The sequence below is a fragment of the Amycolatopsis sp. AA4 genome, assembly GCF_002796545.1.
Taxonomy (GTDB): Bacteria; Actinomycetota; Actinomycetes; order Mycobacteriales; family Pseudonocardiaceae; genus Amycolatopsis.
Map to the genome: position 1 here is coordinate 5962831 of NZ_CP024894.1, position 12328 is coordinate 5975158.

Annotated in this window: 10 protein-coding genes and 1 tRNA gene; 5 read left to right on the forward strand and 6 right to left on the reverse strand. The window is 68.2% G+C overall.

From position 1 onward, the window contains the following. Positions 1-1018 precede the first annotated feature (1018 nt). A tRNA-Arg gene (locus CU254_RS27610) sits at positions 1019-1092 on the forward strand. Between the two features lie 1638 nt (positions 1093-2730). Here the strand turns inward: CU254_RS27610 and CU254_RS27615 are convergent. The 4 genes from CU254_RS27615 to CU254_RS27630 form a co-directional block, all read right to left on the reverse strand. Further along, the gene (locus tag CU254_RS27615; RefSeq protein ID WP_037715024.1) at positions 2731-3192 is read right to left on the reverse strand and encodes a hypothetical protein; all 462 of its coding nucleotides are present in this window, start codon (positions 3190-3192) and stop codon (positions 2731-2733) included. After that, entirely contained in the window at positions 3159-3470 is a 312-nt protein-coding gene (locus CU254_RS43265) for a hypothetical protein (protein ID WP_158688100.1), read from the reverse strand. Before CU254_RS43265 ends, CU254_RS27615 begins: the two co-directional genes overlap by 34 nt. 1087 nt (positions 3471-4557) lie before the next feature. Continuing rightward, complete coding sequence (locus tag CU254_RS27625; RefSeq protein WP_009081326.1) at positions 4558-4827, reverse strand: hypothetical protein; 270 nt, start codon at positions 4825-4827, stop codon at positions 4558-4560. Positions 4828-5016: 189 nt separating this feature from the next. Beyond that, positions 5017-6585, reverse strand: coding sequence for a helix-turn-helix transcriptional regulator (locus CU254_RS27630; RefSeq protein ID WP_078560912.1), 1569 nt, complete (start codon positions 6583-6585; stop codon positions 5017-5019). Between the two features lie 312 nt (positions 6586-6897). Here CU254_RS27630 and CU254_RS27635 point away from each other — a divergent pair, with 312 nt between their 5' ends. Then, positions 6898-7227 carry a YiaA/YiaB family inner membrane protein gene (locus CU254_RS27635; RefSeq protein WP_050788297.1) on the forward strand — a complete coding sequence of 110 codons (330 nt, stop codon included), beginning with the start codon at positions 6898-6900 and terminating at the stop codon, positions 7225-7227. An 842-nt stretch (positions 7228-8069) separates the two neighbouring features. Here CU254_RS27635 and CU254_RS27640 read toward each other — a convergent pair. Then, positions 8070-8786 (reverse strand): hypothetical protein, encoded by a 717-nt coding sequence (locus CU254_RS27640; RefSeq protein WP_037715029.1) that lies wholly within the window; start codon positions 8784-8786, stop codon positions 8070-8072. A 243-nt stretch (positions 8787-9029) separates the two neighbouring features. Then, positions 9030-9236, reverse strand: a complete 207-nt coding sequence (locus CU254_RS27645) for a hypothetical protein (RefSeq protein WP_009081332.1) — start codon at positions 9234-9236, stop codon at positions 9030-9032. Between the two features lie 813 nt (positions 9237-10049). Between CU254_RS27645 and CU254_RS27650 the strand changes: the two genes are divergently transcribed. The 3 genes from CU254_RS27650 to CU254_RS27665 all read left to right on the forward strand — a co-directional run bounded on the left by CU254_RS27650 (position 10050) and on the right by CU254_RS27665 (position 12001). Next, positions 10050-10241, forward strand: a complete 192-nt coding sequence (locus tag CU254_RS27650) for a hypothetical protein (protein WP_009081334.1) — start codon at positions 10050-10052, stop codon at positions 10239-10241. Between the two features lie 602 nt (positions 10242-10843). Further along, positions 10844-11089: an NUDIX domain-containing protein gene (locus CU254_RS44360; RefSeq protein ID WP_009081335.1), complete on the forward strand. Its 246-nt coding sequence runs from the start codon at positions 10844-10846 to the stop codon at positions 11087-11089. Between the two features lie 489 nt (positions 11090-11578). Then, positions 11579-12001 carry a hypothetical protein gene (locus CU254_RS27665; RefSeq protein ID WP_009081337.1) on the forward strand — a complete coding sequence of 141 codons (423 nt, stop codon included), beginning with the start codon at positions 11579-11581 and terminating at the stop codon, positions 11999-12001. The last annotated feature ends 327 nt before the right edge of the window (positions 12002-12328 follow it).

Below are 12328 nucleotides of genomic sequence, written 5' to 3' on the forward strand. Positions count from 1 at the left end.
CCAGGCCCGTGGGCGCGCAGCCCGGAACCACCGCGCCCACGGGCCCCAGACCCCTCGCCTCCCGCTCCCCGGCCCCCGACCTGGGAGCGGGGGCGAGGCCCAGGCCCCTGCCGTGTCGGGAGGCGAGGCCCGGGCTCCTGCGGCGTCGGGAGGCGCGCTCCTGGCGTCTGTTCCGGTCTCGGGCCTCCGATCCCTGCCGCCTCGCCTTCGCCACCTCGCCTTCGCCACCTCGCCGCTTGTCCAGGCCACCCGGCACCGCCGACCAGGTGCCCGGTGTTTCGGGCTTGCCCAGACCCACACCGCCGATCCACTGCCACGACCCCTCCGACTCGCCTAAACCACACCGTTTGGCATCACCGACCCGGCACCCCGCCGCTCGCCAGACCACACCGCCCGACACCGCCGACCGACTGCCCCGCCCCCTCCGGCTCGCCCAGACCACACCGCTTGGCATCACCGACCCGGCACCCCGCCACTCGCCAGACCACACCGTTCAACGTCGGCGCCCCACTGCCCCGTCACCTCGGACTCGCCCAAACCACACCGCTTGGCGTCACCGACCCGGCACCGCAGCCACTCCCAGACCGCACCTCCCGGCACTGCCAACCACGAGCCCAGACCCACGCCACCCCGCACCGCCGACCCGGCAACCGGCGCACGACATCCCACGGTCTGGCCGCAACCGCCGAACCGCCCAATCGTCCTGCGCCAGGTCCGCCGTCCTACATCACAAGATCGCCACATTCTGCCCAGCCGCGAAGCCTCCGAACCCCGTCCCGCCCGCCGCCCCGCCAGGAGATCCAGGTGCTCAAGCTGCACAAACCGCCGTCCGCTCACCACACCGCACCCCTCCCCCGCGCACTGCGTACCGGAACCGTCGCGCGCTGTGGCATTCCTCCCCCGAAGCCCCGCAAATCCGACGAACGGAAGCTGAAACGATTCGACGGTGTCGAACGATCGAGAGATTGGCGATGACTAAGCTGCCCATGCTGGAGGTCAGCAGCTGTCAGCCACCCGGGCCCTCGTAGCTCAGCTGGATAGAGCAAGAGCCTTCTAATCTCTAGGTCGCAGGTTCGAGTCCTGCCGGGGGCACAAACGGCCTGGTCAGGGAATCCCTGACCAGGCCCGGCCGAGGGCCGGGAACCAGGCGGCGCACCAACGGCGCACACGACGCGGCCATAGCCGTGCGCATCCGGCTATCCCTCCCCCGCAAGGGCCAGCCGCGACGACACTTCCACCCGCTCGAGCGGTCCCGCCACCCGCCATCACGACGCCTCAACCAGCCCGAAACGCATTCGTGATCTTGCCCTAAGCCAGCTCACCCACCCCAGGAACCCCGCCATGCCCGACCACCCCCACCCCAACCGACTCACCCGAAACGGAACCGCCCGAGCCCTCTTCGAGGAAGCCCGCCGCGCCGGACTCGTCCAACGACACCTCCGCAAACTCCACCACCTCGCCCGCCACCCACACCCACCGACAGCGAACACACCGCGACCAACCACGAACCTGCCCACCGCAGAGCAACCAGCCCAGCCGACCAAAGCCCCTCGACCACCCGGACAACTCACCCTCGGCATCGACGTCGCCCGGAGGCCCGCAACGCCGCCGCGCCGACCGTCCACAAAGGCCACCGCATCGGACGAAGCCGCCTAGCCGCCAACCACATTGGCCCTCGCGCTCCGACGACAAGAGCCGGCGCGTCAAGGACGATCCAGCGATCACGTCGGAGCAGCGCGCAGAAACCCAATCGCGGCCTATCCGCGAATATCCTGACGCCGACCGCGCCAGGACACGATTATCCCGGAATATCGGCCGAGATCGCACCCTCAAGCAAATCAACCGGCGAATTACACCCTAAACAGCCGATAGCGATCCAATCCGTCCGACACCGAAGCCAAGAACACCGAGACAGACCGAAAAGCCGCAAGATCACAGCGTCGATGTGCTCCCTCGCACCGAACATCCGCCGCTGCCGCACTGACGCTGTGCCCGGACGCAGCCAACGCCCGGGCACAGCAGGCCAGCGTCAATGCGCCGCTTTGACGAGCCTGTCGGTATACGTCCTGCCAAGATCGATCTGCTTGCCTCTCACATCCGGATTAAACGCCTGCAGGACCGCGAGGTTGGCCTGACGACATAGGCGGTTTTACACCTTGGCGTTACTGGTCGATTACAGTCATGATTGCGGAGATCTCGCGCGGGCTGCCCCAGCGTGGTGGTGGCATGTCGCTTGAGGGATGCGCATCGTGGGTCAACCTGCGTCGAAGGCAGGCAGCTGGCTTGGCGGCCCGTGTTCAACATCGGGACCCGCCGAGCGTCGGAGGCGGGGCTGCCGCGGGCAGCGGTCCGGGTTCGAGCGGGCAGGAGCTCAGTCTCAGCCATGACGAGGCGATGAGCATGCTGAACATGGCGCGCGGCATCCGCGACGAACTGGCGAAGATGATCCCCAAGGCAGAACATCTCACTCATCTGGACCCGCCTGCCGAGGACCCCCGCCAGCAAGGGCTACAACGCGCTTCTTTCCGGATCAGGCGCGGGCGCCAGCGCGTTCGGCCACGGCCTGGGCCACATTCAGCGCGAACGCGACTACGTCTCGACGCTGATCGAACGACTTGGAGAAGGCCCTGCACATCACCAGAGCGGCGACGAGGACGCGGAGGGAGCGGTGCAGAACGCCGCGAACTCGGGCGGAGGACTCGCCTGATGGCTTCGCGCACACTCACGCAGTCAGCCAGATTGGTCGTGCTCGCCGCGGTCGCGGCCGGCCGCAGCTCCCCTGGCAATTCCGGTTCCGGTCGCCCGACGTCCGCCGGCCCGCCAAGTGAGCACATCCGCGTCGGCCGCGTTGCCGCACAACTGCGCGCAGCGGGTGATGACGAATCTGAAGCACAAAGCGGGTTCGTGATGTCGATCTTCTATGTCCTGGGCGACGCGGCGAAAGCCGTCGGGCACGCCGTCGAAGGCACCGTCGAGTCGGTAGGAGACCGGGCCAGCGACGTCGGCGGATGGTTCGGCGATCTGTTCAAGGGCAACCTCGACGAGCAGGCCGTGCCCCCAATCGGAGCTGGTCAAGCAGATCATGGCGAGCAAGGGCGCGCCGGACTGGCACGGCGGCGCCGACCAAGCCGCCGAACTGGCCGAGCAGCACGCACAGGTCAGCGGCCGCGTCCAGCAGCTGATGTCGGGCATGGAATCTCCTGGACCGGCGGCGGCGCGGACGCCGCACAGGCGCGAATCAAGCCGCTGGCGGACGTGTCGCAGGCCGCGTCGCACATGTTCACCGCGAACTCGCAGAACGCCAGCGACCTAGCGTACGGGTTCGACCAGCTGAAGGCGGCGCTGCGGCCGATGCCGAGACTCCGCCGCACCGGACGTTCCTGGACAAGGCACGGTTCTGGCGGACCACCGACACCGAAGCGAAAATCAACCAATACAACGAGATCGCGCAACAGAATCTCGACAAGCACAACACCTACGCGGACACCGCGAAGTCCGCGGGCCAAGGCCCGAAGATCGGCTACGGGCAGCTACGGGACCTCGGCGACAGCAACGTCGACATCAGCCCACAGCCGAAAGAGCCCGCCGACCGCCGCGAACGGGGGTGAAGCGGCGTCCCTGTTCAAGACGAGCGTAATGGTCGGTCGACACGCCAGCAGCCAACCGGGCGTCTTCCTCCCGGCGCAGGCCCGGCACGCGACTCCGTCCGGTGGCAGCCCGGCCCGCGCGGGGCCGTCCTGAGCACGGGCGCGCCGCAGGGAATCGGCGAGCTCGCGATGGGTGCCGGCCATGCGATCCAGTGTCCCCTACGGTCCCGGCCATTGCCTGGACCTGTGCGTCCTAGGCAGCCGCGTCCGAGGGCGCACAGGGCGCGAGATGAGCCGCTGACGAGGGTTTCGTTCCGGCACGCTCGAACCTGCGTCGGAGCGGCGCCGCAGGACGGCAAGTCCCGAGAACCCACAGCAAAGGATTCCCTTCGCGAGCAATCGGAGACCGAACAGAAGTGAATGAAAATACACCGACAATGAGATAATATCGCAGATTAAGAAGTGTCTTCCCCGCGCGAGCGGGGGCCGTCCGACGTTCAGGCGTCGAGCGCGAGGAGTGCCTGGTTCCCCCGCCGAAGCGGGTCCTCTGGTCGGACCCGGACCGTCCGGGTTGCGGCGAGGTACCCCTCAGCGACGGTTGTGAAGGAGTCAGGCAGTTGCGCGACTTCTGCGTCGCCGACGCGCGCGAATCCGCCCTACGGCCGCCCACAGTGCCACCGGTGGAAAATGCTCGGGGATAACGGCTTTGATCAGCCCGACTATAAGCTCCACTGTGGCGGTATCATCTCGCACTCCGGCCAAGGCTGCCCGGTTCGGTAGCTTCCATGCTGCGAGAGGCGAGCCGACCGGCGACACCGGTCCGAGGTGTGCGCTGAAGTTCACAGGTGTCAATGACCGGCAGCTTCGGTGGTGCCGGTTCTAAATCGGCGACATCGAAATTCATGTCGCCGGGCTTCCCGACTTGTGGCGGTCATGGCCTCGTTTCAGGTTGTCTCCTCATGCGTTTGCATCACCTGTAATGCGACGCCTGCGCGGTGAACGACCTCATCCCAAAGAGGATGAGCCAAATGGCGCTATCGACATCATCGCCAATCTCGTCGATAAGCGGGTCGAGCACGGCACCAAGCAGTCGCAACGGCTCCACTTCGTCGGCATATATGTACCAGCCGACACCTGAGAGCGGGTCTGGAAGTAGGGAAGTATCGTCGAACAGAATGTGGATGTTCATGTCCAGGTTGTCCGCGTGGTCGGGGTGCGGCAACTCCAGTCGTACCCACACGCGCTCCTGATAGTCGCGGTCTGCGAGATTCTCTACGGCTGACAGGACTTGCGTACGAAGATCGGATATTCGATCGTGGCCACGGTTTGTTCCAGCTTCGCCAGGTTAGCCATTCGCTGAGTGGAATATGTGTGTCTGCCGGAAAGTCTTCTGCCCTTGCCCTTCCTGGATGCGTTGCCCTGCCCCGGGTTACCAGTTTCCGTCTTCGGCGGCGCGGACATGGTCGACTTGCTGCGACGGGAAGGGCGAGCTGGGGTTACCCTTTTCGATGCGGACGGTGTTCCCCTTGGGCTTCTTCGGGTCGAACCATCGTGTGCCGTCCTTCCGGTTCGGGATGCCGTCGCCGAAGTCTTTGAGTTTGGCTTTGACGTTAGCTCGGGCGGTGTCGTCGAGCCAATCGACGGCTTTGGCGGCCTTCTGGGCGAGTTTGCCTGCTTCGCCGGCGGCTTTGAGCATCTTGCCCGCTCCGCCGGGTCGGCATTGGTCGACAGTGCCGCCGAGTGCGTAGCAGACTTCGGCTTGGGGCCAGAGGCCGCGGGCGGCGAAGTCGAGGGCTTCTTGCCACGTGAAGCGTTTGGACCCGGTGTAGCCGATCCCGCGCAACGCCTCGTAGCGCTCGTCACTGAGGCTGCCGCCGACGGCTGACTGGTCCAGCCCGGCCACGTCGCCGCTGCTCGTGTTCTGTTCGGGGCTGACGTTGCGGAGTTTGATTTCGTTGAGTTGTTTGGCGAGAAAGATGCGGTAGGTGTCGTCGGAGGGCGCTGAGGTGGTAGCCGGCGGCGCGGCGTTCGGCGGTGGTGGCGGTGGCGACGGCTCGCTGGGCGTCGCGTTGGCTGGTGCGGCCTTGCCGTGCGGCGTGTTCGACCTGTGTCGCGCGGGTGCTGGCTCCGGTGGCGGCCGCTCGGGCCGTTCGGGCGTAGTCGGCGGCTCGGGCGGCGTCGGCCCGGGCGCGGTGCTGGGACGCGGTGGCGGCGTCGGCGGCTTTGAGCGCGGCGTCGGCCTGAGCCCAGGCGTCGACGGCGGACTGGGCGGCTTGGGCGGCGGCGTAGCGGCGAGGGCGATGTCGTGGTTGACGGTGGCGATGTGGGCTGCGGTGTTCTCGTCCCGCTCGCGGGCCTTGTACTGCCCGGTCTGCAGGAAGTCGCGGAGGCCGGCGAGGATGCCGTCGAGAGCGACCTTGGCGGCGGCCTTGACTTCGGCTCCGCCGTCGCGCGCGATGGTGGCGGCGGTAGCTCCGCGTCGGGCCCGCTGCGGCTCGATCTGCACCACCAGGTCCTCGAAACGGCAGTCGAGGATCTCGCACAACGCCAGGATCAACTCGTTCGGCATCCTCGGCGGACGTTCGGTGCTGACGAGGCGATACATCGAACTGGGGTCGAGCTCGTAGCCGTACTTGCGCAACTCCGGGATCAGCTTCGTGGGGGTGTACCAGTTCTTGCGGACCACCATCAGCTCGCGCAGTCGCGACTCGTAGCGCGGATGCCGGGCGCGCAGGTCGTCGTTCTGCTCGTCCGGCCTGGCCGGGCCACCGCGTTCATCGCACCCTCCTCCGGCGCCCAGCAGGCCCCTCCGGGCCGTCTGACGACTGCCTGGAGGGCTGTGTTGTTTTAGCTGTTGGTGGCGCAGTAGTTGTCGACGGCTTCGTTTGGCGCCTTCGGAGTCCGGGTCGACGCCCTCGAGATTGCCTTGGCTGCGTCGCGCAGCTGGTTGGCGGGCTCGATCATGTCCTTGCAGCTCTTGCCTTTGCCGCTGGCGCATTGGACGTCCAGGCACGCCTTCGCGCCGGGCTTACCGGGCCTCTTCCGGCGGCCTGCGTATCGGCGGTGAACTGCTCGCAGGCGCAGTCCTGGGCGGACGAGCACCCGGCGGGACCGGACCCGACGACAGAGGCGATCGCCGCGGCGACGGCGAAACGTCGATGCACGGTGGTTCCCTCCTCGATTTCCCGATCGGGGTTCCCATCGTCCCGCACCGCCTGATCCGTTGCCCGGCATGAACTATTCATGCCTTCCGGCATTCGGGGGTTTCTACTCATGCGGGCGTCCCGGGACGGCCGTCATGATGGCTGGCATGGCTACTACACCTCCTTCTCCGGCTACGACGTCCGCGTTCTATGTGCAGGCGGTCGCGTCGTTCGCGGTGTCGCTGGTCGCGGTGTCGATCGCGATCGCGTGCGCGCCTGCTGATTCGTGGGTGCGGGCGTTTCTCGGGCTGGCGGTGCTGTATGTGGTGACGTCCGCGTTCACGCTGGCCAAGTGCGTGCGGGACCGGCAGGACGCCGCGAGCGTCGTGCACCGGGTCGACCAGGCCCGGCTGGAACGGTTCCTGGCCGAGCACGACCTGTTCGGCACGAGCGGCACGGCCAGCACTGCGGATGCCGGCCCCGGCACGGGCCGGTGACACGGGTTTCGGCAGCGGAAACGCATGACGCCAGATCCTGATCGCAGCTCCCGACAATTCCTGAAACGCCGAAAGGCCCCTCCAGGCGACCCCGGATGGGGTTGCTTGAAGGGGCCTGTTTGTCGTGTCGGGGGATGGCGTGGTCACCGGGTTGTGTGAATTGTTCGCGTTCCAGTGCGGCAGGGGCGGCTTCCGGCGGTTGGGCGGGTTAGCGTGAGCACGCTCCGCCGCAGCCGATGTCATGCCCCTCTGCCTGCGGCGGAGCCCGTGTTTCCCTCTTCGGCTGGCGGGTCCGCCAGCCGAAGAGGGTCCCGTCGGCCGGGGCCCGCATGCTCCGGCCGGCGCGGGGTGCTGGTTCGCCCGGGTTGTGGAGGCCCGGGTGAACCGGTGCCGTCTGCCGCGTGGTTTCGACAGGAACCTGCGGCGGGCGGGTAGCGTTCGTGTCGCGGGCTCGGCGGCACCCTCCCCCTCGGGCCGCCGGGCCCGCCCTGTTTCGCCGGTGTCGTGAATAGTTCACGACGTTCCGTTGTCCGCGTGCCTGTCCGGCCGCGGCGGGGGTAGCCTGCCTGTGCTCCGTCGTGGGCTTCGCCCTCCCAGCGGCCGACGGCGGGGCGTGTCTCCTGCGGCCGCGATCTTGCCGGGTTGCGCTGCCGGAGGGGATGCCGCCGGGCCGACGGTGCGCTCATCCTTCGGGCCCAGCGGGGCGTCGGTTCACCTGAGTTTGCCAAGGACGTCGGGTGAACCGGCGCCGTCACCGGAGGGAAGCGTCGCGACCGGGGTGACTCGCCTCCGCGCGACGATCGTGGACACAATGGACCCGACCGCTCCCGTGATCGACATGATCAGTTGACCGTGGTGTCGGGGATGGCGATCCATCCGGTGGCGACGATCGCGGCGAGGGCCAGGCGGACGGCTTGCGCGATCGCAACCGGCTCCGCACCGGCGCGGCCGGGCCGCGGCGGGGCGGTCACGCGGCGGCCGCCGAGACGCGGAAGTCGGCGGCGGCGGCGTCGTGCAGGCCGGTGCAGGTAGGTGGTCGCGCCGGGCGGGATGTCGAGCGGGCCGGGCCGGTTCGGCTCCCACGGCCAGGGTTGCGCCGGGATGCGGAACTCGCCGTCGCAGCCGACACCGACGCCGGTGCCGTCCGGATTCGTGCCGGTGTCGCCGGAGAACAGGACCGCGCGGACGGAGAAGGTGTTGCCGAAGCGGGTGTGGATGCGCAGTTTCGTGCAGCCGACGGTCGGCATATCGATGCTGGCCGGTTCCTGCACGGGCCCGTTCGCTGAACACGGACATGTCGTCCGCCTCTGGCTGGTCGGAATCGGTGCCGCCGGGGCGTCCAGCAGCTGGTAGTCGGCGATGCGGGCAGTGCTGGTGAACTGGAGCAGGACTGCGGCAAACCGGCCAGCGACGGGGCCCGAGCTGCTGCCAGTACCAGCGCGGACGACAGGTGAACGGCACCCGGCCTCGCGCAGCAGCCGCACGATCTCCCGGGCCAGACCGGCATCACCGCTGTTCGCCTCGACGTCCGGGATCACCAGGACCTCGCGCGGCACCATGGCCTTGATCCTCGCGACGTGCTGCGCGGCGGTGGCGGCCGCGCGCTGGTACCAGTACGCCGCGACGAGCTGCCTGGCCCTGCGCCGGCCTCGGCCAGGTTCGACGCGAAATCCGGATCCGTGAAGAACGATCCCTCGCCCGCTTTGACGATGCACAGCTCGCACCCGTCGCGGGGCCCGGGTGAGGTCGAGCCTCTGGTCCTGCTGGTGGCTGATGTCGATCGCGAACATCACGGCCGTCGGTCAGCCTCCGAAGACACGGGTCAGGGTCTCGGTGACGCCGCGGCCCAGAGTTTCCGTTACAGGGACCGGATCCGGTTTCGTGGTCGTCGATCCGCGGGCCGATCGCGTTTTCAGTTCATTGCGGACACCTTTTACTTCGTCGTGGACGGCGCGGACCTCGTCCTGGAGTTCCCGCATCGTGATCACGAGGTCGCCGGGCTGAGCCATGACGGCCCCTTTCGTGCACAGTGGACGGACCTGCGGGGTCGCGTTCCCCGCGCGCGGACCCCGCCCGCGCGGGTCAGGCTCCGGTGCGCCAGAGGGCGACGCGGGCGGTGGCGGTCGCTTGGGCCGTGCCGGACTGGTTCCGCCACCAGAGGCAGATCTGGGTTCCGGCGGCGAGGCAGCGAGTTCCGGAGACGGTGAAGTCGCCCCGGATGGAGGAGACGGGGATTCCGGGGACGAGGAGGACGGGGTCGCCGCAGGAGGGTTGCCGGCGGAAACGGCTCCGGCGCAGGGCTGGCGGCCCGGAAGTTCGCGGTGATCGTGCATGCGCCTGCGGTGTCGATGGTCCAGGTGTCGAGGTCGTTGCAGGCGACCCCGGTCGCGGCGAGTCCCGGGAGGCGGCGGGGAACTGGAGTTTGGCCAACGCGGCGTTGCTCGGAGGGGCTGGCTGTCAGGGTTTTGCTATTCGCCGCCGATGCGCTGGGCGGCGAGTTCGAGGTTGGCCATGCGGCCGTCGGCTCCGGTGAGAAGGTAGTCTGCGCGGTCAGCGAGTGCCCGGATTTGCCCGGCTCCGTCGGGCGGGTCGGCGAGGGCGGGGCAGGACAGCGCCCAGTTGAGGGCTTGCCCCTCGGGGGTTCTCCTCGCAGGGAAGGGGTTCGCGTGTCGCCGGGTCGGGTGGCGGCGTGTCGACCGTCCGGGTGAGGCCGGCGGGTTCGCGCGGCGCGCATCGGGTCGGCGGGTTTGGCTTGTGCCGCATTCGCAGTCCCTTGTGCGGTCCCTGGTTTCCGGGGTTCCGCCTGTCTTGAGGAGAAATTCATGCGTGCACGTATTGCCGGAATCTGTGTCGCGGCCGCGGCGGCTGTCGGCGCCGTCCTGGTGGTAGCCGGTCCCGCCGTTGCGGAGGTGTCGGCTCCGAACGTTTCCGCCGGCGGCCTCGTCACCGGCGTCGTTGGCATCGTGCCTGTGGTGGGAGGTCCCGTCGGCTCGGTGCTCGACGTGCTGGTCTAGCGGCTGGCGGGCGTATGGCCGCGGGTCCGGAAGCAGCCCGGGGCGCCTCCGGACCCGCTGCCGCGCCGGGGCGGGTTGTCGCTGGTTCGGAAGGGGATTACGGAGATCCAGGGTCTCGGACGCGAACAGACGGACTGAGCTCGACATCCGCTCGGCGGCGCACAGCCCGCGCACTTGCCGCGGCAGCGCCCCAATGCCGGCTCAGCTGCCCGTTCATTCGCTCGTCTGCTGGACGTCGACAAGTCGAAGCTGTCGATGACGGCAAGAAAGCCGAGGTCTCGACGGTCGACAAGGAAGCTGCGAGCCAGTGCGTCCTGACGCCCCGTCAACGCAGATTCGCCCATCGGTCTGATCCGGTGCGGAGAACGCTCGGCAGCACCTGAGACAACTTGGCTCATCGACCAACTTGTGGCGCATTGAGGATCGATTCGCACTAAAGCCGGGCAACGGACCGCAGAGGCAGCACTGGCCGACGCAGGTCGCGCTGTCGCCGAGTCCGCCGACGCTCGCCGATGGCTGGCCGCGGCGGCGAAGGAGCCGTTGGAACCATTCGCGGCGGAGGTTTGGGTGACCGATCGCGCTTTCAGCAATGTCCAGCATCGATGGCGCGGACGGGTTCCTCCCGGGGCAAAGTCGAATGGGGACAGACGCCGCGGGAAACTGCGGCCCGCGAGCTAGTGGAGGCGACCGGGATTCGCGGCCAGCTAGTGCCTGCACCAGCCGCGGTCTGCGTTCGCTCCTACCGCGCGGACTGGCAGCCGACGCTCGGGTTGTCGTATGCCGCGGCGTCGAGCGTTCTCTTCCCGTGGTGGCGGAACAAGGTCGGCCAGCGGCGTGGACTCCTCTGAACCATGCTTGGGACGGGATGTTCCCGGCGGATCGCGACCGTATTCGTGAGTACGTACGCTGGCCGGCGCGGGCATCGGTCATGGACGCGTTGATGCCGGGTTGCCCGAATTCGCTGTTGAGCCGCTAGCGAGGCGCTCCTCGCCGAGGACAGTCGGTCGCTGAGTCGCTGATCGGCTTGTCCCCGCGGTTCCGCGTCATTCCGCTGATTTTGGCAGGTCGCTGCATACGCGGCCCCAGGCACCGGCGGGTCGCCGAACTCGACGGCGGGGCCGTCGGCTGCGCTGCCGCAACCGCGGGAAATCCTTGCTGCGCAAGCAATTCATGGCCGCCGGCGACTCCGGGCTCTGGTCCCTGCCAACCTCCGTCTTCGCCGACAATCGCGTCAGCCTCGCCCTCCACCACGCCGCCGGCTACCGCACCATCGGCGTCCGCGAACGCATCGCCAACGCGACAGCACCTGGGACGACTGGGGCGGTTTCGACGACCACGTGGCCACACCGAACGTCGAGATCACCCCGGACGGCGTCCAGCTCGCCTACGGCCCGCGGGTGCCGCTGCTGATGTTCGGCGGCCGGGTCAAGCCGGGCATCGACCACCGCTGGTCCTGGCATCCGAGCATCCCGAAAACCGTCATCGACCTGCTGAAGCTGCCGAAGCTGGGCGTCCCGCGCGTCGACGGCGACCACGGGCTGGCCGACCTGGTGGACCTCTCGGCCGGCGCGAAACTGAACCCGCCGCCCCCGGCCCACGGCACCTCGATCACCCAGCCGACGCCGCCGAAACCCACCCCTACCCCGACGCCGGTGCCCCCGCCGCCGGTCGCCAAACCGGCGCCGGTGGGGCCGATCCTGCTTCGGGGCGGCGGCACTCTGCCTCCGCCGAACGACGTGCCGTTGACGACGAAGAGCTAGCCTGAGTCGTCAGTTTCCTTGACCGGAGTCCAGGCCGGTGCGGGAGGTGCGTCATCGATCGTTCTCGGCAGCGCCTTTCCATCGCCTCGTTCCGATCAGGAAAACCGAAATTCCGACAACCGAGAATCCGTCCAGGATCACGGCTACCCATTGAACTCTGCCCAGCCACATACTGGCCACGACAATGAGCGGCGTTCCGACGAAGACACACAGAAGCAGGCAGAGCTTTAGTTCTTTTCGGGTCTTGCGCATATCGCGGGTCGTTCCCGATTCCTCTTCGTCGGACCACAACCGGACACTTCCTTCCGCCGTTCGCCGCGGACCGCT